This window comes from Massilia sp. 05N420, assembly GCF_056397205.1.
This window is the reverse complement of sequence record NZ_JBFTMX010000045.1, coordinates 15,683-37,826: the sequence shown is the minus strand read 5'-3', so window position 1 is coordinate 37,826 and position 22,144 is coordinate 15,683. Positions and strand designations below refer to the sequence as shown.

22 protein-coding genes are annotated in these 22,144 nt (G+C 66.5%); 10 read left to right on the top strand and 12 right to left on the bottom strand.

Annotated features, from left to right (window positions below):
• Positions 1–179: 179 nt before the first annotated feature.
• Genes AC1DIX_RS23130 through AC1DIX_RS23110 form a run of 5 tightly spaced genes read left to right on the top strand, consistent with a single transcriptional unit; the run spans position 180 to position 7,025 of the window.
• Complete coding sequence (locus AC1DIX_RS23130) at positions 180–1,463, top strand: efflux RND transporter periplasmic adaptor subunit (protein ID WP_477327720.1); 1,284 nt, start codon at positions 180–182, stop codon at positions 1,461–1,463.
• 37 nt (positions 1,464–1,500) lie between these two features.
• A complete protein-coding gene (locus AC1DIX_RS23125; RefSeq protein WP_477327717.1) occupies positions 1,501–2,181 on the top strand; it encodes an ABC transporter ATP-binding protein in 681 nt (226 codons plus the stop codon).
• Positions 2,182–2,191: 10 nt separating this feature from the next.
• A complete protein-coding gene (locus AC1DIX_RS23120) occupies positions 2,192–4,603 on the top strand; it encodes an ABC transporter permease (protein WP_477327715.1) in 2,412 nt (803 codons plus the stop codon).
• Positions 4,604–4,610: 7 nt separating this feature from the next.
• Positions 4,611–5,705, top strand: a complete 1,095-nt coding sequence (locus tag AC1DIX_RS23115; RefSeq protein WP_477327713.1) for an ABC transporter permease — start codon at positions 4,611–4,613, stop codon at positions 5,703–5,705.
• A 3-nt stretch (positions 5,706–5,708) separates the two neighbouring features.
• Entirely contained in the window at positions 5,709–7,025 is a 1,317-nt protein-coding gene (locus tag AC1DIX_RS23110; protein ID WP_477327711.1) for an FtsX-like permease family protein, read from the top strand.
• Positions 7,026–7,040: 15 nt separating this feature from the next.
• On the opposite strand, the gene AC1DIX_RS23105 is transcribed toward AC1DIX_RS23110, so the two are convergent.
• Complete coding sequence (locus AC1DIX_RS23105; protein WP_477327709.1) at positions 7,041–7,499, bottom strand: FKBP-type peptidyl-prolyl cis-trans isomerase; 459 nt, start codon at positions 7,497–7,499, stop codon at positions 7,041–7,043.
• 160 nt (positions 7,500–7,659) lie between these two features.
• Entirely contained in the window at positions 7,660–9,537 is a 1,878-nt protein-coding gene (locus AC1DIX_RS23100) for a potassium transporter Kup (protein WP_477253750.1), read from the bottom strand.
• A gap of 177 nt (positions 9,538–9,714) precedes the next feature.
• On the opposite strand from AC1DIX_RS23100, the gene rarD reads away from it, so the two are divergent.
• The 3 genes from rarD to AC1DIX_RS23085 all read left to right on the top strand — a co-directional run bounded on the left by rarD (position 9,715) and on the right by AC1DIX_RS23085 (position 13,180).
• Positions 9,715–10,596, top strand: coding sequence for an EamA family transporter RarD (gene rarD, locus AC1DIX_RS23095; protein WP_477327707.1), 882 nt, complete (start codon positions 9,715–9,717; stop codon positions 10,594–10,596).
• A 159-nt stretch (positions 10,597–10,755) separates the two neighbouring features.
• The gene (ettA, locus tag AC1DIX_RS23090; RefSeq protein ID WP_442123867.1) at positions 10,756–12,423 is read left to right on the top strand and encodes an energy-dependent translational throttle protein EttA; all 1,668 of its coding nucleotides are present in this window, start codon (positions 10,756–10,758) and stop codon (positions 12,421–12,423) included.
• Positions 12,424–12,640: 217 nt separating this feature from the next.
• Complete coding sequence (locus AC1DIX_RS23085) at positions 12,641–13,180, top strand: REP-associated tyrosine transposase (RefSeq protein ID WP_477327705.1); 540 nt, start codon at positions 12,641–12,643, stop codon at positions 13,178–13,180.
• 66 nt (positions 13,181–13,246) lie between these two features.
• Here the strand turns inward: AC1DIX_RS23085 and AC1DIX_RS23080 are convergent, their stop codons facing one another.
• Together AC1DIX_RS23080 and AC1DIX_RS23075 are read right to left on the bottom strand one after the other, a co-directional pair.
• Entirely contained in the window at positions 13,247–13,768 is a 522-nt protein-coding gene (locus AC1DIX_RS23080; protein ID WP_477327703.1) for a porin family protein, read from the bottom strand.
• A gap of 180 nt (positions 13,769–13,948) precedes the next feature.
• The gene (locus tag AC1DIX_RS23075) at positions 13,949–14,545 is read right to left on the bottom strand and encodes an alpha-ketoglutarate-dependent dioxygenase AlkB family protein (RefSeq protein ID WP_477327701.1); all 597 of its coding nucleotides are present in this window, start codon (positions 14,543–14,545) and stop codon (positions 13,949–13,951) included.
• A 61-nt stretch (positions 14,546–14,606) separates the two neighbouring features.
• Here AC1DIX_RS23075 and AC1DIX_RS23070 point away from each other — a divergent pair, with 61 nt between their 5' ends.
• Entirely contained in the window at positions 14,607–15,194 is a 588-nt protein-coding gene (locus AC1DIX_RS23070) for a putative pterin-binding protein (protein WP_477327699.1), read from the top strand.
• A 31-nt stretch (positions 15,195–15,225) separates the two neighbouring features.
• Here the strand turns inward: AC1DIX_RS23070 and AC1DIX_RS23065 are convergent, their stop codons facing one another.
• The 7 genes from AC1DIX_RS23065 to AC1DIX_RS23035 form a co-directional block, all read right to left on the bottom strand.
• Complete coding sequence (locus tag AC1DIX_RS23065; RefSeq protein WP_442123872.1) at positions 15,226–15,588, bottom strand: hypothetical protein; 363 nt, start codon at positions 15,586–15,588, stop codon at positions 15,226–15,228.
• Between the two features lie 79 nt (positions 15,589–15,667).
• Positions 15,668–16,045, bottom strand: coding sequence for an MAPEG family protein (locus AC1DIX_RS23060; RefSeq protein WP_442123873.1), 378 nt, complete (start codon positions 16,043–16,045; stop codon positions 15,668–15,670).
• A gap of 39 nt (positions 16,046–16,084) precedes the next feature.
• Positions 16,085–16,918: a Rossmann-like and DUF2520 domain-containing protein gene (locus tag AC1DIX_RS23055; RefSeq protein ID WP_477327697.1), complete on the bottom strand. Its 834-nt coding sequence runs from the start codon at positions 16,916–16,918 to the stop codon at positions 16,085–16,087.
• Entirely contained in the window at positions 16,918–17,496 is a 579-nt protein-coding gene (locus tag AC1DIX_RS23050; protein ID WP_442123875.1) for a DUF924 family protein, read from the bottom strand. Before AC1DIX_RS23050 ends, AC1DIX_RS23055 begins: the two co-directional genes overlap by 1 nt.
• Positions 17,497–17,509: 13 nt before the next feature.
• Positions 17,510–18,253, bottom strand: coding sequence for an MgtC/SapB family protein (locus tag AC1DIX_RS23045; RefSeq protein ID WP_477327736.1), 744 nt, complete (start codon positions 18,251–18,253; stop codon positions 17,510–17,512).
• Positions 18,254–18,279: 26 nt separating this feature from the next.
• Positions 18,280–18,546 carry a hypothetical protein gene (locus AC1DIX_RS23040; protein WP_442123876.1) on the bottom strand — a complete coding sequence of 89 codons (267 nt, stop codon included), beginning with the start codon at positions 18,544–18,546 and terminating at the stop codon, positions 18,280–18,282.
• Between the two features lies 1 nt (position 18,547).
• Positions 18,548–20,377 (bottom strand): aminopeptidase P family protein, encoded by a 1,830-nt coding sequence (locus tag AC1DIX_RS23035; RefSeq protein WP_477327694.1) that lies wholly within the window; start codon positions 20,375–20,377, stop codon positions 18,548–18,550.
• A 170-nt stretch (positions 20,378–20,547) separates the two neighbouring features.
• Between AC1DIX_RS23035 and AC1DIX_RS23030 the strand changes: the two genes are divergently transcribed.
• On the top strand, positions 20,548–21,153 hold the full coding sequence (locus tag AC1DIX_RS23030) for a hypoxanthine-guanine phosphoribosyltransferase (RefSeq protein WP_442123878.1): 606 nt from the start codon (positions 20,548–20,550) through the stop codon (positions 21,151–21,153).
• 33 nt (positions 21,154–21,186) lie between these two features.
• Here the strand turns inward: AC1DIX_RS23030 and AC1DIX_RS23025 are convergent, their stop codons facing one another.
• Positions 21,187–22,143, bottom strand: coding sequence for an NAD(P)H-dependent flavin oxidoreductase (locus AC1DIX_RS23025; RefSeq protein ID WP_477327692.1), 957 nt, complete (start codon positions 22,141–22,143; stop codon positions 21,187–21,189).
• Position 22,144: the final 1 nt, after the last annotated feature.

Genomic DNA, 22,144 nt, shown 5'->3' with positions numbered 1-22,144 from the left:
GCAGCCAACCCGGCCGGCGACCAGCCGCGGCCACCTGTCCGCAAGCGCACATGCATAGCTGTCCGAATCCGGACAGCCAGGCACCGGACAAGCGGACAATCGGCCGAAAACAGGCCGAAACAGGCCTGGCACGGCGCTTGCAAAAGGGATCACATCATCGTTCACAGAAGCGCATCGTCATGGATCACATTCCTCCTCCCGCCGTCACCGGCGCCGCCATGGACACCGTCGTTCCCAAACGGCGCGGCCGCCTGCTGGCACGCATCGGCATCGCCGTCGCCGTGATGGCGGCGCTGGCCTGGGCCGGCTGGCAATTCGTCCCGCACGGGCTGCAGGTGGCCACGCGCGACGTGCGCCTGGCCCGGGTCGAACAGGGCGTGTTCCGCGACGACATCGTGGTGCGCGCCACCGCCGAGCCGCTGAATTCGATCATCCTTGACTCGGTGGAAAGCGGCCGCGTGGAAGAGGTGTTCGCCAAGGACGGCCAGGCCGTCAAGAAGGGGGATCTGCTGTTCCGCCTGTCGAACCCGCAGCGCAACCTGGAGCTGCTGGCGCGCCAGACCGAGTACTCGCAGCAGATCTTCAACGCGGCCAACCTGCGGGTGGCCCAGGAAGCGGTGCGCACCGACCACCAGCGCCGCCTGTCCGACCTCGAATACGCGCTGAGCCAGGCCGACAAGCAGCATGCGCGCAACAGGCGGCTGGCGGCCAAGGGCTTCATTTCCGCGGTGGCGCTGGAAGAGTCGGCCGACAAGCTGGCGCAGCAGAAGCGCGCGCTGGACGAAGAGAAGCGCGCCGTCGCCACCGAGGAACAGGTGCGCGGCCGCGCGCTGAGCCAGATGGACACCGCCCTGCACGGCCTGCAGTCCGGCCTGCAGCTGGTCAGCGCCACCGTCGACGCGCTCGCCGTGCGCGCACCAAGCGACGGCGTGCTGACCGACTTCCGCATGCTGGTCGGCCAGACCGTGCGCACGGACCAGCACATCGGCCGCATCGACGACCCGCGGCACTTCAAGCTGAGCGCCCAGGTCGACGAGTTCTATCTCAGCCGCCTGACGGTCGGCCGGATCGGCAGCGTGACCCAGGACGGCAAGACCTATGCGTTGAAGGTCGCCACCGTCTACCCGCAAATCAAGGAAGGCCGCTTCACCGCCGAGATGGTGTTTACCGACGGCCAGCCCGAAGTGATCAGCCCGGGCCAGAGCATGGACACCCAGCTGACCCTGGGCGAGCCGGCCAAGGCCATGCTGCTGCCGAACGGCGCGTTCGCGAACGACACCGGCGGCAGCTGGGTGTTCGTGGTGGGCCGCGACGGCGAAAGCGTCGCGAAGCGCAGCGTGAAACTGGGACGCCGCAACAATGCCCAGGTCGAGGTGCTGTCCGGCCTGGCCCCGGGCGAGCAGGTCATCATTTCCAGCTATACGCCGTTCGGCAAGGCCGAGCGGCTGCAATTGACGAAGTAAACTCCAACCCAACACTGAACAGAACAGGGAATCCAAGATGCTCAAACTCTCAGGCGTCAGCAAGATCCACCACGCGGGCGAAGTCCAGACCACCGCCCTCGACCGCATCGACCTCGACATCGCGGCCGGCGAATACGTGGCCATCACCGGACCGTCCGGCTGCGGCAAGTCGACCCTGCTCAGCGTGCTCGGCCTGCTGGACGTGCCGTCCTCCGGCGAATACTGGTTCGAAGGCCAGAACGTGGCCGGCTGGAGCGAGGCGCGCCTGAATGCGCTGCGGCGCGGGAAGGTCGGCTTCATCTTCCAGAGCTTCAACCTGATCGAGGAACTGTCGGTGTACGAGAACGTCGAGCTGGCGCTCGAATACACCGGCACCCCGGCGGCCGAACGCAAGCGCCGCGTACAGGAGATGCTGCAGCGCCTGGGCGTGGCGCACCGCGCCGGCCACCGTCCCTCGCAGCTGTCGGGCGGCCAGCAGCAGCGCGTGGCGATCGCGCGCGCGCTGGTGGCCGGCCCCGCCATGCTGCTGGCCRACGAACCGACCGGTAACCTCGACACCGCGCACGGCGACGAAGTCATGCGCCTGCTGCGCCAGATTAACGCCGAAGGCACGACGGTGGTGATGGTGACCCACTCGCCGGCGCATGCGGCCCAGGCCTCGCGCACCCTGCACCTGCTGGACGGCCGCGTGGTGGTCGACGCCCTGCAGGCGGCGTAAGGAGCGAAACATGAAGATCAACCTGCGGGACTTCCGCATCGGCTGGCGCCTGCTGGTCAAGGAACCGGCCTTCTCGGCGGTCGTGATCCTGGGCCTGGCGGTGGGCTTCTGCGCCTGCTTCCTGCTGCTCGGCTATGTGAATCACTCGTTGTCCTACGACCGCCATGTGCCGCAGCGCGACAACGTCTACCGTTTGATGTCGCGCTGGAACATCAGCGCCGTCGGGGAAGGCTGGAGCAACGCCGTCAGCCTGCCGGCACGCGACGCCGCCATTGCCAGCGGCCTGCCGCTGCAGGCCAGCGCCTTCCTGCAGCGCGACATCAACGTCAGGATCGGCAACCACGTACAGACCATCACGATGGCCGCGGTCGACCCGGACTTCCGCACCATCTTCCAGCCGCGGATCCTGGCCGGCGACCTTGCCTCCGCGCTGGCGCGTCCGGACGCGCTGGCCGTGAGCCGCGAAACCGCAATCAAGCTGTTCGGCACACCCGACGCGGTCGGCAAGAGCGTGCAGGTGGGCGGCCGCCCCTACCTGATCCTGGCGGTGCTGGAAGACCAGCCGGCCGCAACCACCCTGCCCTACGATGCCCTGGCCAGCACCAGTACCACGATCTGGACCGAGGAATACCGGCAGCTGGTGACGAAGAACTGGGGGTCCTCGCACGGTCCCACCTACGTCAAGCTGGCGCCGGGCGCCGACCCGCAGGCGGTGACGGAGGCGGTGCGCCGCGCCATGCTGGCCTCGAACTTCTTCAAGCAGATGACGCCGGAACAGGTGGCCTCGCTGAACGGCCACGACCTGATCGAGTTCCGCCTGGGTTCCCTGCCCGACGCCTACCTCGACCCCGACGTCAGCGAGCGCTCCGACATCCACGGCGACCGCAAGACCATCTTCGGCCTGGCCGCGGTGGCGTTGCTGATCCTGGCGCTGGCCGCCACCAACTACGTCAACCTGGCCACCGTGCGCACCCTGCGCCGCCAGCGCGAGATCGCGGTGCGCAAGGTGCTGGGCGCCAGCGCCGGCGCCGTCAGCCGCCAGTTCCTGGCCGAATCCGTGCTGGTATGCCTGATCGCCACCGCCATCGGCCTGCTGCTGGCCTGGCTGCTGCTGCCGGTGTTTGCGGACCTGGTGCAGCGCAAGCTGGACCATATGTTCACTCCCGTCTCGCTGGGCCTGTCGCTGCTGCTGGGCGTGCTGCTGGGCGTGCTGGCCGGCGCCTACCCGACCTGGTCGGCGCTGAAGGTACGCCCGACCTCGGCCCTGTCCGGGCGCGGCAACGTCGAAACCGCCGGCGGCCTGTGGCTGCGCCGCACCTTGACCGTGCTGCAGTTCGCCACCGCGATGGGCCTGACCGGCATGACCCTGGCGGTGGCCTGGCAAACCCGCTACGCCAGCAGCCTCGACCCGGGCTTCGATCCCGCACCGCTGCTGATCGTGGAAGCCCCCGACGACATGCGCAACCCGAACGTGCACGCCTTCCGCGACGCGCTGGCGCGCCTGCCGGGCGTGAGCGGCGTGGCCGAAAGCGGCACGCGGGTCACGGTCAACATGAATGGCACCTCGCTGCAGCGCGAGGGCGGCGCCCCGACCCAGCTCAACTGGCTCAACGTCAGCCCCGAGTTCTTCGGCGTGTACGGACTGAAGCCGGTAGCCGGCCGCCTGTACGACGCGGCGCGCGACACCGTCAACGACCGCGACAAGGTGGTGATCAACGAAGAGGCTGCGCACAAGCTGGGCTTTTCCAGCGCCCGGGATGCGATCGGCAAGATCATCCGGGAACCCGACGGCCAGCGCGCCAAACAGGTGATCGGCGTGGCCCCCGACATCCGCCACCGCTCGGCGCACGAACCGATGCAGGCCTACGTCTATTACGTGTCGCCGCGCACCGGCACCTTCACCATCCGCAGCGACCGCGACCTGGAGACGGTACGCCACGCGATCGAGGACATGTGGCCGCGCTGGTTCCCGAACGACGTGCTGAACGCGGAGCGCATGGACAGCATCTACGCCGGCACCTATGCCGACGACCTGCGCCTGGCCAAGCTGCTGGCCGCTTCGAGCGTGATCGCGACCGCGATCGCCGCCTTCGGCATCTACGTGCTGGCGGCCTACAGCGTGCAGCGGCGCGCCCGCGAGATCGTGCTGCGCAAGCTGTACGGCGCCGGCAATACCGCGGTGGGCGGCCTGGTGATGCGCGAATTCCTGGTGCTGATAGGCGCCGGCGCCCTGCTCGGCCTGCCGCCGGCCTGGCTGGCGATGCAGCACTACCTGGCCGCCTTCACCGAGCGCGCGCCGATCGGCGCCTGGACCATCGTCGGCGCCCTGCTGGTGGCCGGCGCGGTGGCGCTCGGCTCGACCCTGCGGCATACGCTGGCGGCGGTGCGGATCCGACCGGCGCTGGCGCTGCGCGAAGGATAAGGGCGGCATGCACATGAAAATGAACCTGCGCGATTTCCGGATCGGCTGGCGGCAGCTGGTCAAGGAGCCGGCATATTCGGCGGTGGTGGTCCTCGGCCTGGCGGTCGGCATCGCCGTGTGCTTCCTGCTGCTCGGGTACGTAGCCCATTCGTTCTCCTATGACGAGAACGTGCCGGAACGGGAGCGCGTGATGCGGCTGATGCAGCGCTGGAACGTGGCCGCAGTCGGCAACGACTGGTCCGATTCCATCAGCCTGCCGGCGCGCGACGCGGCGCTCGCGAGCGGCCAGCCGCTGCTGGCCAGCGCTTTCATCGACTACAACCTCGATGTGCGCGCCGGCGATGTCGTCGGCACGGTCATGGTGGCCCTGGTCGACCCCGACTTCCCGAAGATTTTCGCGCCCAGGGTGCTCGCCGGCGACCTGCATGCCGCCCTCACCCGGCCCGACGCACTGGCGCTGACCAGGGAGGCCGCCATCAAACTGTTCGGACGCGCCGACGTGGTCGGCAAGACCGTGCAGAACGACCGCCGGACCTATGTCGTGGCGGCGGTGCTGGCCGACCAGCCGGCCGCCACCACCCTGCCCTACGATGGGCTGGCTTCGACGTCCGGCACGATCTGGCCGTCTCTGAAGAATTTCAGGAATGCCTGGGGCGGCGTGGCTGGCCGCGCCTACCTGAAGCTGCTGCCGGGCGCCGATCCGCAGGCCGTGCTCGACGCCGTGCGGCGCGGCCTGAACCAGTCGCCGCTGGTCAGGCGCGACTACGCCGACCAGGTGGCGGCGCTCGGTGGGCGCGACCTGATCGAGTACAAGCTCGGGCCGATCGCCGACGCCTATCTCGATCCCGACCTGAAGGAAAGCTCGCAGATCCACGGCGACCGCCGGGCGATGCTGGGGCTGGCCGCGGTGGCGCTGCTGATCCTGCTGCTGGCGGCGGTCAATTACGTCAACCTGGCCACCATCCGCACCCTGGCGCGCCAGCGCGAAATCGCGATGCGCAAGGTGCTGGGCGCGTCGGCGCAGGCGGTGGCGCGCCAGTTCCTGGCCGAATCCGTGCTGGTATGCCTGATCGCCACCCTGCTCGGGCTGCTGCTGGCCTAGCTGGTGCTGCCGCTGTTTTCCGACCTGGTACAGCGCCGCTTCGACACGATGTTCAGCCCCGGCGCACTGGCGGCGGCGCTGCTGTTCGGGGTGCTGCTGGGCGTCGCGGCCGGCGCCTGGCCGACCTGGTCGGCGCTGCGGGTGCGCGCCAGCGCCGCGCTGGCCGGCCGCGGCGGCAGCGAAACCGTGGGCGGCCTGTGGATGCGGCGCTCGCTCACCGCGCTGCAGTTCGCCGCCGCGATGGGCCTGACCGGCACCACGCTGGCGGTGGCCTGGCAGACGCATTACGCCAGCACCCTCAGCCCCGGCTTCGATCCGCGCCCGCTGCTGACGCTACCCGCCGGGAACGACATGCGCGACCCGCGCATGCGCGCCTTCCGCGACGAAGTCCTGCGCCTGCCCGGCGTGGCAGGGGTGGCGGAAGCGAACATCCCGGTCACCTCCAGCAACAACATCACTTCGCTGCGCCGCGAGGGCGGCCAGGCCATCGATCTCAATCTCTACGCGGTCAGCCCGGAGTTCTTCGATGTGTATGGCCTGAAGCCGCTGGCCGGCCGGCTGTACAGCCCTGCGCTGGACCGGATCAACGAAACGGACAGGGTGGTGATCAACGCCTCGGCGGCGCGCAAGTTCGGCTTCGCCAGCCCGCAGGAAGCGGTCGGCAAGATGCTGGGAGGGAGCGACAAGGACGACCAGCAGATGCAGATCGTGGGCGTGGCGCCGGATATCCGGCACCGTTCGGCGCGCGAAGGCGAGCAGCCGAGCGTGTTCTACCTGCGCGACCGGGTGCGGATCCTGACCATCCGCTGCAGCGGGGATCCGGTGGCGGTGCGGCACGCGGTCCAGGACCTCTGGCCGCGCCACTTCCCGAACGAGGCGGTCGACGTCGTGCACATGGACCGCTTCATCGTCGACCAGTTCTATGCCGACGACCTGCGCCTGGCCAAGCTCTTGGCCGCATCGAGCGTGATCGCGACCGCGATCGCCGCCTTCGGCATCTATGTGCTGGCGGCCTACAGCGTGCAGCGGCGCGAACGCGAGATCGTGCTGCGCAAGCTGTACGGGGCGAACGGTGCGGAAGTCGGCGGCCTGGTGCTGCGCGAGTTCGCGCTGCTGGTCGGCGCCGGTGCCCTGGTGGGCTTGCCGCCGGCCTGGATCGCCCTGCAGCGCTACCTGGCCGGTTTCACGGAGCGGGCGCCGGTCGGCGCCTGGACCATCCTCGCGGCGCTGCTGCTGGCCTTGCTGGTGACGCTGGGCTCGACCCTGCGCCACACGCTGGCCGCGGTGCGGATCCGGCCGGCGCGGGCGCTGCGCGAGTGAGACGGGAACGTGGCGTCAGCAGGTGACGCCGCAGACCTTGACCAGCTCGAGGTCGAATACCAGGTCGGCGTTCGGCGGGATGCTCGCGCCGAAGCCGGAGGAACCGTAGCCGATGACGGCCGGGATCACGATGGTGCGCTTGCCGCCCACCTTCATGCCCTGCACGCCCTGGCTGAAGCCTTCGATCACGTTGGCGCCGACGATGAATTCGAAGGCCCCCTTGCCGACGCTGCTGTCGAACTGGGTGCCCTTGTTGCCGGCGGCGGTGGCGCTGTACAGCCAGCCGGTGTAATTGACCAGCACGTGGCTGCCCTTGGCCGCTTCGGCGCCGGTACCGGCAGTCTYGGCGACGATCTTGATGGTGGCGGCCGGGTTGGTCGTGTTGCCGCTGCCGGAATCGCCACCGCCGCCGCCGCAGGCGGTCAGGCTCAACATGGCGGCGAAGGCGGCGGCCAGCGGGAAGGACAGTTTCATGGTGCTCCTTGCAGAATCGGTTGAAGTTTAACTAAGGAAACTTCGACCATACCAAGGAGTCGCCATGGATGTCTATGCGAAATTTGTACGGCTTTGTCGCCAGCTTTCGGCGTGCCGGGCACTGCCCGACCCGCCCGCCCGCGCAGGCGGGGGTCCAAGTTCAAATCTCCACCTGCGTACCCAGCTCGATCACGCGGTTGGCCGGGATCTGGTAGTAGTCGGCCGCCGTGCGCGCGTTGCGCTGCATGAGCACGAACAGGTGCTCGCGCCACGGCATCATGCCCGATCCCGGCACCGAGATCACGGTCTGGCGCGCGATGAAGAAGGAGGTTTCCATCATCTCGAATTCGAGGTGCTGGACGGCGCACAGGCGCAGGATGTCCGGGATGTCGGCTTCGTCCTTGAAGCCGTAGCTGACGTTCAGCTGGAAGCAGTTGTGGCCCAGCGCGATCACCTCGACCTGTTCGGATTCCGGCACGTAGGGCTCTTCGCGGATGTGCACCGTCAGGAACACCACGCGCTCGTGCAGCACCTTGTTGTGCAGCAGGTTGTGCAGCAGGGCGTGCGGCACGCCGTCGGTTTCGCCGCGCAGGAAAATCGCGGTGCCGCCCACGCGCGTGGGCGGGCCGACGAACAGCGACTGCAGGAAGTCGTCGAGCGGGATCGCGTGCTTTTCCAGGTTCTCGAACACCAGCTCGCGTCCGCGCTTCCAGGTCAGCATGATGGTCAGCAGGATCGCGCCCAGGAGCAGCGGGAACCAGCCGCCGTGCAGCAGCTTCAGGGTGCTGGCAGAGAACAGCATCACGTCCATGACCATGAAGAGGCCGGTCGCGCCCAGGCAGACCCACAGCGGCAGGTGCCAGCGGTAGCGGATCACGAAGAAGGTGAGGAAGGTGGTGGCGGCCATGGTCGCCGTCACCGCGATGCCGTAGGCGCCGGCCAGTTTGTCCGAGGAGCCGAAGCCGACCACCGCGGCCAGCACCACGGCCAGCTGCAGCCAGTTGACGGCCGGGATGTAGATCTGGCCGATCTCGCTTTCCGACGTGTGCAGCACGCGCATGCGCGGCAACAGCCCGAGGGCGATGGCCTGCTTGGTCATCGAGAAGGTGCCGGAGATGGTGGCCTGCGAGGCGATCACGGTGGCCATGGTCGACAGCAGCACCAGCGGCAGCACGCTCCAGCTGCCGAGCTGGCGGAAGAAGGGATTCTCGAGCGCTTCCGGATGGGTGATCAGGAGGCCGCCCTGGCCGAGGTAGTTCAGGGCCAGCGCCGGGAACACGACGATGAACCAGGCGAAGCGGATCGGCTTCTTGCCGAAGTGGCCCATGTCGGCATACAGGGCTTCGGCGCCGGTAAAGGCCAGCACCACCGCGCCCAGCGCGATGAAGGCGATCATCCGCTCGCGCAGCATGAATTCGAAGGCGTGCAGCGGGTTCAGGGCCTGCAGGATGACCGGAGCCGCGACGATGTTAATGATGCCCATGATGGCCAGGGCCACGAACCAGACGACCATCACCGGACCGAAGAAGCGGCCGATGCCGGCGGTGCCGTGGCGCTGCACGCTGTACAGGATCACCAGCACCACGATGGTCAGCGGCACCACCCATTGTTCGAGGCCCGGCGTGGCCACTTCCAGGCCTTCGATCGCGCCCAGCACGGAAATCGCCGGCGTGATCACGCTGTCGCCGTAGAACATGGTGGCGCCGAACACACCGAGCAGCATCAGCACGTAGTGCCAGCGCGATGTGCGTGCCACCGAATTCAGGGCCAGCGCCATCAGGGCCATGATGCCGCCCTCGCCGCGGTTGTCGGCGCGCAACACCAGGGTCACGTACTTGAGCGAGACGATCATCGTCAGGCCCCAGAAGATCAGGGACACGATGCCCAGCAGGTTCGGGGTCGTCAGGGCCAGGCCGTGGGTGGGGTCGAAGATGGTCTTCAGCGTGTACAGCGGGCTGGTGCCGATGTCGCCGTAGACGATGCCGACCGCAGACAGGGTCAGCGCCGCGAGGCTGCTTTTCTTGTGTTGCTCACTCAAGATTTCACCGTTGCTTGTTTTGGTGCGTTGCACAATAGAATAATGAACATGGAAAGACAAGCGAAATTCCGTCTTCCAAGGCCGCTATTGTCTCAGCGAATAGGAAAATGGCAAGTCGTCAGCAGGCTCCGACGAGTTCAAGGATAATGACTTCCCCGTAACCTGTCCGCACGATCCATGAGTACCGGCATCCTGTCCGCCGCCCTTGCCTTCCTGTGCTGGGGTCTGTTTCCCTTGTATTTCCACGCCATCGGCGACGTTCCGCCCGTGCAGATCCTGGCGCACCGCATGCTGTGGTCGCTGCTGTTCCTGGTCATCGTGCTGGCCATGCGCCGGCAATGGGCCTGGCTCGAGCTGGTGCGCAAGCCGCGCGTGTTCGGCAGCTTCGTCGCCTCGGCCCTGCTGCTGAGCGTGAACTGGCTGATCTATATCTGGGCGGTCAACAACGGCCACGTGATCGAAGCCAGCCTGGGCTATTTCATCAATCCGCTGGTCAATATCTCGCTGGGCTACCTGCTGCTGAAGGAACGCCTGCGGCGCACGCAGTGGATGGCCATCGGTGTCGCCGCGCTGGGCGTGGCCTGGCTGACCTGGCAGGCCGGCACCGTGCCCTGGATCGCGCTGGCGCTGGCGCTGTCCTTCGGCGGCTACGGCCTGATGCGCAAGACGGCGGCGCTGGGCGCGCTGGAAGGCCTGTCCTTCGAGACCATGGTGCTGTTTCCGCTGGCCGGCGCCTACGTCGTCTRGCTGACCATGCACGGCCAGAACGCCTTCATCAACACCGACTCGAACACCACCCGCCTGCTGCTGATGGCGGCCGGGCCGATCACCGCGATCCCGCTGCTGCTGTTCGCCTCGGGCGCGCGCCAGATCCCCTTGTCCGTGCTGGGCCTGCTGCAATACCTGTCGCCGACGCTGCAATTCCTGCTCGGCGTGTGGATCTTCCACGAAGCCTTCACGGCCGACCGCCTGGTCGGCTTCGCGCTGATCTGGCTGGCGCTGGCCCTGTTCGCAGCCGAAGGCCTGCTGCGCCGCCCGGCCGCCGCGGCAAAAGCCTGAATAATTCGGGGTCAGAGCACTTTTTCGAGCAATTTCCTGAATTCGGGGTCAGAGCACATTATCAGGCCGGCTTCCGAGTGACGCCCAGCCGAAAATGTGTTCTGACCCCGATTTTTTACAGTATCCTGTCGTCCTCTCAACGCATTACTCAATTACTACATGGCCAATTACGTCTACACCATGAACCGCGTGGGCAAGATCGTCCCACCGAAACGCCAGATTCTGAAGGACATCTCGCTGTCCTTCTTCCCGGGCGCGAAGATCGGCGTGCTGGGCCTGAACGGCTCCGGTAAATCGACGCTGCTGAAGATCATGGCCGGCATCGACACCGATATCCAGGGCGAAGCGCGCCCGATGCCGGGTCTGAACATCGGCTACCTGCCGCAGGAACCGCAGCTGGATCCGGAAAAGACCGTGCGCCAGGAAGTGGAAAGCGGCCTGGGCGAAGCCTTCGAAGCGCAGGCCAAGCTGGAAGCCGTGTACGCCGCCTATGCGGAAGAAGACGCCGATTTCGACGCCCTCGCCAAGGAGCAGGAGCGCCTGGAGTCGATCATCGCCGCGGCCGACGGCGGCAACCTGAACCTGCAGATGGAAATGGCCGCCGACGCGCTGCGCCTGCCGCCGTGGGACCAGAAGATCGGCGTGCTGTCGGGCGGTGAAAAGCGCCGCGTGGCGCTGTGCAAGCTGCTGCTCTCGAAGCCGGACATGCTGCTGCTGGACGAGCCGACCAACCACCTGGACGCCGAATCGGTCGAGTGGCTGGAGCAGTTCCTGCTGCGCTTCCCGGGCACCGTGGTCGGCATCACCCACGACCGCTACTTCCTCGACAATGCCGCCGAATGGATTCTGGAACTGGACCGCGGTTCGGGCATCCCATGGAAGGGCAATTACTCGTCCTGGTTGGACCAGAAGCAGGCGCGCCTGAAGCAGGAAGAAGCGACCGAATCGGCGCGCCAGAAGGCGCTACAGAAGGAACTCGAATGGTCGCGCCAGAACCCGAAGGCCCGCCAGGCCAAGTCGAAGGCCCGCCTGGCCCGCTTCAACGAGCTGAGCGAATACGAATACCAGAAGCGCAACGAGACCCAGGAGATCTTCATCCCGGTCGCGGAACGCCTGGGCAACGAAGTCATCGAGTTCAAGAACGTCAGCAAAGCCTTCGGCGACCGCCTGCTGATCGACAACCTGTCCTTCACCGTGCCGCCGGGCGCGATCGTCGGCATCATCGGCCCGAACGGCGCCGGTAAGTCGACCCTGTTCAAGATGATCGCTGGTAAGGAGCAGCCGGACAGCGGCGAAGTCGTGATCGGCCAGACCGCGAAGGTGTCGCTGGTCGACCAGCACCGCGACGAGCTGGCGAACAACAAGACCGTGTTCGAAGACGTCACCGGCGGCGCCGACATGCTGAGCGTCGGCCGCTTCGAAATGCCGTCGCGCGCCTACCTCGGCCGCTTCAACTTCAAGGGCGCGGACCAGCAGAAGGTGGTCGGCAACCTGTCGGGCGGCGAACGCGGCCGCCTGCACCTGGCCAAGACCCTGCTGCAAGGCGGCAACGTCCTGCTGCTGGACGAACCGTCGAACGACCTCGACGTCGAAACCCTGCGCGCGCTCGAAGATGCGCTGCTGGAATTCGCCGGCAGCGTGATGGTGATCTCGCACGACCGCTGGTTCCTGGACCGTATCGCAACCCACATCCTGGCCTTCGAGGGCAACTCGCAAGTCACCTTCTTCAACGGTAACTATCAGGAATACGAAGCCGACAAGAAGAAACGTCTGGGCGAGGAAGGCGCGAAGCCGAAGCGTATCCGCTACAAGCCGCTCAGCGCTTAAGCTAACTGCGTCGAATCAGTAGTATTTGCGCCACAAAAGCTCCCTACGGGGAGCTTTTTTTCGTCCGCAAACAGGTGCGGACGACGTTTTGGGCCATGCTGGCGCTTGATTGTCGCAGTGCGCGCGCCGCAATTTTCGCGCGGAAATGGATCGGCCCTATGCACATCTCATGTGTAGAATCGGGCGTCCTTGAGATCGGCTCACGCCACGATCATTCATGACACGTTACCGCGATAACCGCGTTCCCGGCATGACCTACTTTTTTACGGTACGGCTGCTGGACCGGAATAGCACTTTGCTGACAGACCATTTCTCGGCGTTTGGCGAAGCCATGCGCCAGGCACGGATCCGCAAGCCCTTCCACGTCGATGCCTGGGTAGTATTGCCCGATCACGCCCACGCGATCTGGACCCTGCCTCCCGGCGACCACGATTGCGCCACCCGCTGGCGCGCGGTCAAGATCGCCTTTTCGAAGGCCCTGCACAAGACCGGACTGGCACTGGCCGGCGCGGCCGACGCCACGATCTGGGAACGCCACTACCGCGACTACCGCGTCGGCGACGACGACGAGTACGCGGCCCTGGTCGACTACGTGCACAGCAACCCGATGCGGCACGGCTTCTGCCAGCAGGCGGCCGAGTGGCCGTGGTCTTCGCTGCACCGCTTCGTCGCCGCCGGCTTCGATGCGCCGCAGCCGCCGCTGGCGCCACCGCCCTGGATGCCGCCGCTGCATGCGCCGGCGCGGGCGCCGCTCTGAGCGGCGCACAATAAAAAAACGGAGCCCGAAGGCTCCGTTCTTACCCTGGGAACTGCAACTACAAGTTTAGAAGTTGTAGTGCGCGCCAACAGTCCACACGTTCGACTTGGCGCCGATATCCTTCTCCTTGCCATAACGCTCGTATTCGGCGGTCAGGGCAACTTGCTGGTTCAGCTTGTACTGCACGCCCAGGGCACCGTAGGCGCCGGTATCGTTGCTCGACAGGTTCAGGCCGGCGGTGTTCAGCTTGCGCTCGCTGTGTTCGACACCGACTTTGCCGTATGCCGAGAACTGCTCGTTGATCGGCATGGTCGCCTTGGCAGCCACGTAGTAGCTGCTGCCCTTGGTGTTGCCGTTAGCGAAGGTGTTGGTACCGAAATCGGTGTAGCCGGCTTCAGCAGCCCAGGTGCGGTTGAATTCGTAGCCGCCGTAGATCTTGCCGTTGGCCTTGTAGTCGTCCAGCTGCTTGTTCTTGGCGGAGCTGACACCGACGCCAACGTAGGCGTGCGGGTTGTCGGTGAAGTTCTGGGCTTGTGCTGCGGACATGGCGGCGGCGCCTGCGATCAGTGCAACGATGAGCTTTTTCATATTCGGCATCCTTTATCTGGTTCGTCTGATTCGCGATGTAAAGTGCATCGCGATGTAGCCAAGATAACAGTGCCAAATCCTCAAGTCAGTGCCCATTTCGTAAGAACTGTAATCAGATGTAACTTAATGACCCATTATTCAGTAATAAAATGGGCGATATTGACAGCAGTTGCCTAGAAATTAGGCGATGTAACGAAAAGTGAGGTTGAGCCTGGGTCCTGTCGGTTTTGCAGTCTTGTTGATGCCGTGCAGCCAGTGCTGCTGGAGAGCACCGGCCATCAGCAGCAGGTTGCCGTCCGCGAGATCGAATTTGACGGTGCATTTGCTGCGCTTGTGGCGCAGGATGAAGGTCCGGGCGGCGCCGTAGCTGAGCGAGGCGATGACAGGTTGCGGGCCCAGTTCCGGCTCGTCGTCGCTGTGCATGCCCATGCTGTCGCCGCCGTCGCGGTAATGGTTCAGCAGCACGCTGTTGTAACGGTGGCCGGTGGCGGCTTCGACTGCGCCGCGCAATTGCTCGAGCAGCGGCGTCATCGGCAGCGGTTCGAGGCGCAGGCCGGAATAGGTATAGCTGGCCTCGCCATACCAGGCCGTCAGGCGCGGCTGCAGGTGGCGCTTGCCGTACACGACGATGGTTTCGTGGCGCCAGGCGGTCTCGCGCAACAGGCGCGCGAAGACCTCGGCATTCGGGATCGGCAGGGGCAGCCGGGACAGCAGCGCCAGCTCGCCATCCTCGATCGGAATCGGCTGCAGGCCGGCATCAAGAGAAAACAGGTCCATCGAGACAATACGACAATGTGAAAGCTATGATGGCGGGATCCCATCGACAGGACATTTTCGCATGAACAAACGCCAGTTCCTCGGCGCGGCGGCAGCGGCCGGCGCCTTCCCGCTCGCCGGCCGGGCCGCCTCCACCTCCCTGCCGGCACTGCCGGACGGACCGGCCCTGCTGACGGTCACCGGCGCGCTCGCCCACAGCAACCGCGGCCCCTTCGACCCGGTGCTCGACCAGATGATGCACAAGCACGGGGTCGGCTTCCGCAAGGCCTGGGTGTTCGACGAGGCCGCCCTGCGCGCCCTGCCCGCGCTCACGATCCGCCCGACCCTGGAATACGACGGCAAGACGCATGCGCTGCGCGGTCCGCTGCTGACGGACGTGCTGGCGCGCGCCGGCGCCAGGCTGGAGGACAAGACGGTGCTGGTGCTGCGCGCGGTGGACGGCTACAACGTCGAGCTGCCGCTGGCGCAGGCGCGCGCACGGCGCTTCATCCTCGCCACGCACGTGGATGGGAAACCGATGCCGCTGGGGGGATTGGGACCGCTATGGGCGGTGTATGACGCCGACCGGGTGCCGGAGATGGCCGCGCTGCCGCTGCCGCAGCGCTTTGCGGCTTGCCCTTGGGCTTTGTATCACGTTGAAGTGCGCTGACGCGTCATTCCCGCTTTCGCGGGAAGGTCGGTCAGGCGTAGGCTTCCGCCAGGCTCATCACACGCGGCGTGACGGTAATGCCGAAGTTACCAAACAAAGTATCCAGCGCCGCCAGGTTGCCGGTGCATTCCTCCATCTTCCAGCCCTTGAACAGATCGGTGCCGTCTTTCTGGAAGTGCAGGTCGAGCACCTTGCCTTTGTCTTTATGGATATAGCTCTGCTGGAAGGTATTCTGGAAACCAAGTTCCTGCAGCGCAGCCAGCACGGCATTCGGCGGATTGTCGGGGTCGGTGGCCAGGAAGACGCCGAAGGTCTTGCCCGGCGGTTTGGCGGCGACATCGACTTCGTAAATGCCCGGCGCTTTGGTGACGCTGGTACTCTTCAAAAACAGCATGCGATCCTCCATGGTCGTAGGTTGCCCAGCTTATTGCACTATGGGAACTTTGTCGACGGAACGATGTTGAATTTTTGCTCTAGTGCAACAGCAGACCGACCGCGCTGCCCGCGACCAGGGCGCCGCAGGCCAGCATGCCGATGACGAAACCGGCTTCGCGCTTGCTCGGATCGCGGTAATAACCCAGCGCGTACAGGACGCGTCCCAGGCACCACAGCAGGCCGCCGGCCGCCGCCCAGGTATCGCCCAGATACGTCCCGCACAGCCACAGCGGCGCCAGCACCAGCGGCAGCTGCTCGAGGGTATTGGCCTGTACTCGTTGCGCGCTCTGGAAGGGCAAGGGGCCGTCCATGCCGGGCGCCGGCACTTTGTATTTTGCCCTTGCCACACCGGCCATCACGCCGGTCCAGAAATAGACGCCGAGCACGGCCAGCGTGGCCCACGCGGTCAGATGCATGTCACCTTCTCCATGAATAAGAAAAACTTATGCTTAATATCAGGCCCGGCCAGCGTGCTTGCGCCGCGCGAGGTCCCAGGTAGCGCCGGCCAGAGCTTCGTAGAGCACGCCGGTGGCCGGGTCCCAGTCCTCGACGGCGGCCTGCTGGCGCGCCACGGTGGCGGCGTCGCCACGCGCGATCGGTCCGGACAGCGCGGTCTCCGCTCCCAGCCGGAACACATTGGCCAGGGTCTCGGTGGCCAGCGGCCGCGCCAGTTCGCGCGCCACGTCCTCCGGAATCCCGGCCGCCTGCCAGGCGCGCAGGGCGGCGTCGAGCACCGTGGTGAGGTAGTTCGAGGCGAACACCGAAGCCGCGTGATACACGGTCTTGGCGCTGGCATCGATCGCCACCATGCGCGCGCCGATGCTCGCAAAGGCCGGGTTCAGCACTGCCAGCGCATCGGCGTCTCCTTCGACGCCGCAGAAGGTGCCGTCGAAAGCCTCGGCCACCTGGCGCGGATCGGCGAAGCTGCGCACCGGGTGCACGCTGGCGGCCACGGCGCCGGCGGCGCGCAGCGGCTCCAGTTCAGTGGAGGCCTTGGCGCCGCTGCAGTGGAACACCACCGCGCCCTCCCACCCGCCACGTGAAGCCAGCAGGCGCGCGACCTCGCCGATGCTGTCGTCGGATACGGCCAGCATCCACGCGGAAGCCGGACGCAGCGCCTCGGACGACGCGACGGCGCGACCGGCGCCGATGAAATCCACCGCCGCCTGCGCGCTGGCCTGGGAGCGGGCCAGCACATCCTGCACCTCGAATACGCCGCGTCGATAAAACAGGCGGCCCAGCGCGCGGCCGACGTGGCCGCCGCCGACGATGTTCAGGGTGGCTGTCATCAGAAGCGCGAGCCGGGCTGGCGCAGGAATTCGATCTCCTCCGGCGTCGATGCGCGGCCGAGGATCTCGTTACGGTGCGGGAAGCGGCCGAAGCGTGCGATCACGCCACGGTGGCGGTGCGCATAGTCGAGCATCTCGTCGAAGCCCGGGTGTTCGGCGGCCAGGTTGGTGAACAGCTCGACCGCGCGCTCCTGCATGTACGCATCCTCGGCATGCTCGAAGGGCATGTAGACGAAGGCGCGCTGCAGGGGCGGCAACTCCTTGTGCGCGCCGCTGTCGACCAGCTGGCGCGCGCAAGCCAGGGCCAGCGTATCGCCGGCGAAGGATTGCGGCGTATTGCGCCAGGCATTGCGCGTGAACTGGTCGAGCACCAGCAGGCGCGCGAGCACGCCTTGCGGTCCTTCTGCATCCCACTCGCGCAGGCCGCCGGCGATGGCCTGGTCGATGGCCGTGCCGAAGCGCTGCCTGATCCGGTCGTCGAAAGCGTCGCTCTTGACGAACCATTCGCGGCGCGGTCCGCAAGCAATCTCGCTGCCGGGGGGACCGAACCAGAAATCGAGTACTTCCTGGGCTTTCATCTTGTTTTCCATATCAGTTGCGGGCGTGCGAGAGCAGGAAGCCGTCCACGCCTTCGAAGTTCGACAGTTCCGTGGCCAGCGACGACAGCGGCGCGCCGGCGTGGTTGGCCAGCGCCAGCGCCACGAAGCGCCACTCCTGGCAGCCCTTGTCGCTGCCGATGGTGAGCGAGCCGCCGGCGATCTCGTAGCCGCGGTTCAGGGCCTGTTTGCGCAGCTCGTTTTCCTGCGGACGCACGCCGGGCTTGAAACGCAAGGTCACGGCCACCGCCTGGCGCGACGGCAGCGTACTCACCGCGCGGTTCAGGTAGATCATGATCATGGCCGAGAAAAAGGCCAGGCCCATCGCCGCCATGTAGAAGCCGACGCCGACCATGATGCCGATCACCGACGAGGCCCAGATCGAAGCGGCCGTCGTAAGGCCGCTGATGTTGAAGCCCGAGCGCATGATCACGCCGGCGCCGAGGAAGCCGATGCCGGTGACCACGCCCTGGATCACGCGGGTCGGATCGACCAGCGCCACCGCGGCGCCATGTCCGCCATACCAGGAGTTCGGATAACCGGCGATGACGGTCAGCGCGCACGAGGCCATGCACACCAGGCCATAGGTGCGCATGCCGGCCGCGCGCCCGTGATAGGAGCGCTCGTAGCCGACCATCAGGCCCAGCAGCAACGCGCCCAGCAGGTGCAGCAGCACCAGGGCGTTGGTCAGCAGCTCGGCATGCGACCAGTAGGCCCGGATCACCTCGGACACGGTCATCACCGGGTCGTGCACGACGGTTGGATTCAAGGCTGCTTCTTCCTCACCAGCTGCTTTTCGAAAGCGGCATCGTTCTTGGTGATGCGCTTTTCGGGCTGCGGTCCGAGGCCGTCGACGAATTTCACGAAGTCGTCCAGCTCCATCGGTGGGCACAGCGGCGGCGCGCCGGCCTTCTCGGACAGGAAGAAGTGGCCGTCACCGGTACGCGCCATCGAATAGGTGGTGGTGCCGGTGCGCCTTTTCAGGCGCTCGACGGCGGCGCTGGCGCGGGTGGAACGGACGCCGGCCGCCATCTCAGATCTCCTTCGTACGCAGTTCGAGCCAGTCGCGCGCGGCGCCGTCGACCAGCGGCAGCAGGCGCGCACGCACGCTGCGGTGGTAGTCGTTCAGCCACGCGACCTCGTCGCCGCGCATCAGGGTCATGTCGATGCAGCGGGTGTCGATCGGGCACAGGGTCAGCGTCTCGAAGCCGAGGAATTCGCCGAACTCGGTGTTCTCGACCACCTGGGCCAGCACCAGGTTCTCGATGCGGATGCCCCAGCGGCCCGGGCGGTAGATGCCCGGTTCGTTCGAGGTGATCATGCCCGGCTCCATCGCCGTGTGCGGCTCCGGCATGGCGGTCGGCGAGATCACCTGCGGGCCTTCGTGCACGTTCATGAAGTAGCCGACGCCGTGGCCGGTGCCGTGGCCGTAGTCGATGCCGGCGGCCCAGATCGGTGCGCGCGCCAGGGCGTCCAGCATCGGTCCCTTGGTACCGCGCGGGAAGCGCGCCACCGACAGGTTGATCATCCCCTTCAGCACCAGGGTGAAGTCGCGCTTCTGCGCGGCGGAGGGCGTGCCGACCGGGACCACGCGGGTGATGTCGGTGGTGCCGCCCAGGTACTGGCCGCCGGAGTCGATCAGCAGCAGGCCGTCGCCTTCGATGGTCGCGCAATTCTCCGGGGTGGCGCGGTAGTGCATGATGGCGCCGTTGGCGTTGAAGCCGGCGATGGTGCCGAAGCTGGGGCTGACGAAGCCCGGACGGCGCGCACGCGCGGCCGTGATCTGCTCGTCGATCATGACTTCGGTGAGCGGCGCGCGCTTCGGATCCGAAAGTTGCGCTTCGAGCTGAGCGAAGAAATCGCACAGGGCGGCACCGTCCTGCTCCATGGTGTCGCGCACGTGATCGGCTTCGGCCGGCAGCTTGCGCGATTTGGCGAAGGTGGTCGGATTGATCGCTTCCACCACGCGCACGTTCGCGGGCACGGCGGCGCGCATGCCGGCGGTGACGCGGCGCGGATCGAGCAGCAGGCTGGAGCCGGCCGGCAGCGCCTGCAGGGCCTGGACCGCCTGCTCGTAGGGGGCGACGCGCACGCCGTCCCGCTCGAGACGCTCGCCCAGCGCGGCCGGGACCTTGCCCTCGGCGACGAAGATGGTGGCGCCGGACGGTTCGACCAGCGCATGCGCGACGAATACCGGGTTGTAGCTGACATCTGCGCCGCGCAGGTTGAACAGGTAGCCGATGTCGTCCAGGGTCGAGATGAAGTGGCGCTCGGCGCCGAGTTTCGCCATCGCGTTGCGGACGGCGTGCAGCTTGTCGGCGCGCGCCATGGTGGCGTACGGCGCCTCGTGTTCGTAGAGCGGGGCCAAAGGCAGGCCCGGACGCTCGCTCCAGATCTCGTCCAGCAGGTCGAGGTCCGTGCGCAGATGGATGCCGCGCGCCTTCAGCGCGTCTTCCAGCAGGCGCGCCACGGCCAGGCCCAGCACGCGGGCGTCGACGGCGACGGTCTGGCCCGGCTGCATGGTCTCGGCCAGCCAGTCGATGTGCAGGAGGCTGGCGCCCGAAGGGATCTTCATCAGGCGGATCTCGGTGCCCGCCAGTTCCTGCTCCGCCTGGGTGTAGTAGCGGCCGTCGGTCCAGACGCCGGCGAAATCGCCGGTGGCGATGAAGGTGCCGACCGAGCCGGTGAAGCCCGACAGCCATTCGCGGCCCTTCCAGCGGCCTGGCAGATACTCGGACAGGTGGGGATCGGCGGAAGGAACGATGAAGGCGTCGACCTGGTGGCGCGCCATTGCGGCGCGCAGTTGGGCAAGGCGTTCGGCGCGCTGGCTGGTGGTGTCGTTTGCTGGCTGATTGGCTGGCATATTTGCTGGCATGTTGGGGATGCGGGTGTGTTGTGGATTCTCCAAGCTGCGTATGATACGCCCCTCCGTCAGGATGTGGCGCAGTCGGCAGCTGCGCCAAGCCAAGAGGAACACCGTCCGCGGCATTCTGACGGATAATCGAAGCTGCATTCTTTTTCTCACAATAAACCATGCAAGAACAGGACTTTCATTACACCCGCGCCCGCGAACTCCTCGCCCGCGCCGAGGAACTCGTCAGCGCCGATACGGTGCAAGCCGCCGTGCGGAACGTCGCCGAGGTGCTGAACCAGCGCTTCGACACCGACGCCACCGGCGAATTCCCGCTGGTGCTGGGCGTGATGGGCGGCGCGGTGGTCTTCACCGGCCACCTGCTGCCCCAGCTGAGCTTCCCGCTCGAATTCGACTACATCCACGTGACCCGCTACGGCGACCTGGACCGCGGCGGCGAAGTCGTGTGGAAGGTGATCCCGCGCCAGAACGTGGCCGGCCGCACCATCATCGTGGTCGACGACATCCTCGACGAAGGCGAGACCCTGGCCCACGTGAAGCAGCGCCTGCTCGACATGGGCGCGGCCGAAGTGATCCTGGCCGTATTCGCCGACAAGGAACTGGGCCGCGCCAAGCCGGTGCAGGCCGATATCGTCGGGCTGACCATCCCGAACAAGTTCGTGGTGGGCTTCGGGATGGATGCGCATGGTTACTGGCGTAACCTGCCGGGCTTGTGGGTAATCAAGGAAGAGGACAAGCAGGTGGAGGAAGAACCACCTGCGGCGTAATCAAGGTCATTCCCGCGAAAGCGGGAACGACGTTCATTTGATGCACAAGCGCTCCCGAGCCGCCTGATACTGCGCCTTCAGCCGCTCCACCATCTCCGCCACCGTCGGCACGTCATCCATCAGCCCCACACCCTGGCCCGCGCCCCAGATGTCGCRCCAGGCCTTGGCGCTGCCGGAACCAAAACTCATCTTGCTCTTGTCCGACACCGGCAGGTTCTCCGGATCCAGCCCGGCCGCCACGATCGATTTTTTCAGGTAGTTGCCGTGCACGCCGGTGAACAGGTTGGTGTACACGACGTCCGCCGCGGCGGAGCCCACGATCGCCTCGCGGTAGGCATCGCTGACGTTCGATTCCTTCGTCGCCAGCCAGCGCGAACCGATGTAGGCGAAGTCGGCGCCCATCGCCTGGGCCGCCAGGATGGCGTCGCCGGTGGCGATCGAGCCGGACAGCGCGATCGGGCCATCGAAGAATTTGCGCACCTCGCCCACCAGCGCGAACGGCGACAATGCGCCCGCATGGCCGCCGGCACCGGCCGCGACCAGGATCAGGCCGTCGACGCCCGCCTCCAGCGCCTTCTCGGCGTGGCGGATCGAGATCACGTCGTGCATCACGATGCCGCCGTAGGCGTGCACCGCGTCCATCATCTCCTGCGGCGGCGCGCGCAGCGAGGAGATGATGATCGGCACCTGGTGCTTCACGCAGACCTCGACGTCATGCGCCAGGCGGTCGTTCGACTGGTGGACGATCTGGTTGACGGCGATCGGCCCGACCTTCTTATCCGGATGCGCTTCCTGGTAATCGCCCAGCTCGCGCTGCAGGTCGGTCAGCCAGACGTCCAGCTGCTCGGCCGGGCGTGCGTTCAGCGCCGGGAAGGAGCCGACGATGCCGGCCTTGCATTGCGCGGCGACCAGCGCGGGGCCGCTGGCGATGAACATCGGCGACGCGATGACGGGTAAGGAAAGGTCTTGCAGGACGGTAGGCAGCGCCATG

Excerpts from the sequence above, each read along its gene's own strand:
- AC1DIX_RS23075 (WP_477327701.1), bottom strand. The coding sequence starts at position 14,545 with ATGGACCTGTTTTCTCTTGATGCCGGCCTGCAGCCGATTCCGATCGAG.
- AC1DIX_RS23055 (WP_477327697.1), bottom strand. The coding sequence starts at position 16,918 with ATGACAGCCACCCTGAACATCGTCGGCGGCGGCCACGTCGGCCGCGCG.
- ettA (WP_442123867.1), top strand. The coding sequence starts at position 10,756 with ATGGCCAATTACGTCTACACCATGAACCGCGTGGGCAAGATCGTCCCA.
- AC1DIX_RS23035 (WP_477327694.1), bottom strand. The coding sequence starts at position 20,377 with ATGCCAGCCAATCAGCCAGCAAACGACACCACCAGCCAGCGCGCCGAA.
- AC1DIX_RS23120 (WP_477327715.1), top strand. The coding sequence starts at position 2,192 with ATGAAGATCAACCTGCGGGACTTCCGCATCGGCTGGCGCCTGCTGGTC.
- AC1DIX_RS23040 (WP_442123876.1), bottom strand. The coding sequence starts at position 18,546 with ATGGCGGCCGGCGTCCGTTCCACCCGCGCCAGCGCCGCCGTCGAGCGC.
- AC1DIX_RS23115 (WP_477327713.1), top strand. The coding sequence starts at position 4,611 with ATGCACATGAAAATGAACCTGCGCGATTTCCGGATCGGCTGGCGGCAG.
- AC1DIX_RS23080 (WP_477327703.1), bottom strand. The coding sequence starts at position 13,768 with ATGAAAAAGCTCATCGTTGCACTGATCGCAGGCGCCGCCGCCATGTCC.
- AC1DIX_RS23045 (WP_477327736.1), bottom strand. The coding sequence starts at position 18,253 with ATGACCGTGTCCGAGGTGATCCGGGCCTACTGGTCGCATGCCGAGCTG.
- AC1DIX_RS23085 (WP_477327705.1), top strand. The coding sequence starts at position 12,641 with ATGACACGTTACCGCGATAACCGCGTTCCCGGCATGACCTACTTTTTT.
- AC1DIX_RS23070 (WP_477327699.1), top strand. The coding sequence starts at position 14,607 with ATGAACAAACGCCAGTTCCTCGGCGCGGCGGCAGCGGCCGGCGCCTTC.
- AC1DIX_RS23060 (WP_442123873.1), bottom strand. The coding sequence starts at position 16,045 with ATGCATCTGACCGCGTGGGCCACGCTGGCCGTGCTCGGCGTCTATTTC.
- AC1DIX_RS23065 (WP_442123872.1), bottom strand. The coding sequence starts at position 15,588 with ATGCTGTTTTTGAAGAGTACCAGCGTCACCAAAGCGCCGGGCATTTAC.
- AC1DIX_RS23130 (WP_477327720.1), top strand. The coding sequence starts at position 180 with ATGGATCACATTCCTCCTCCCGCCGTCACCGGCGCCGCCATGGACACC.
- AC1DIX_RS23030 (WP_442123878.1), top strand. The coding sequence starts at position 20,548 with ATGCAAGAACAGGACTTTCATTACACCCGCGCCCGCGAACTCCTCGCC.
- AC1DIX_RS23050 (WP_442123875.1), bottom strand. The coding sequence starts at position 17,496 with ATGAAAGCCCAGGAAGTACTCGATTTCTGGTTCGGTCCCCCCGGCAGC.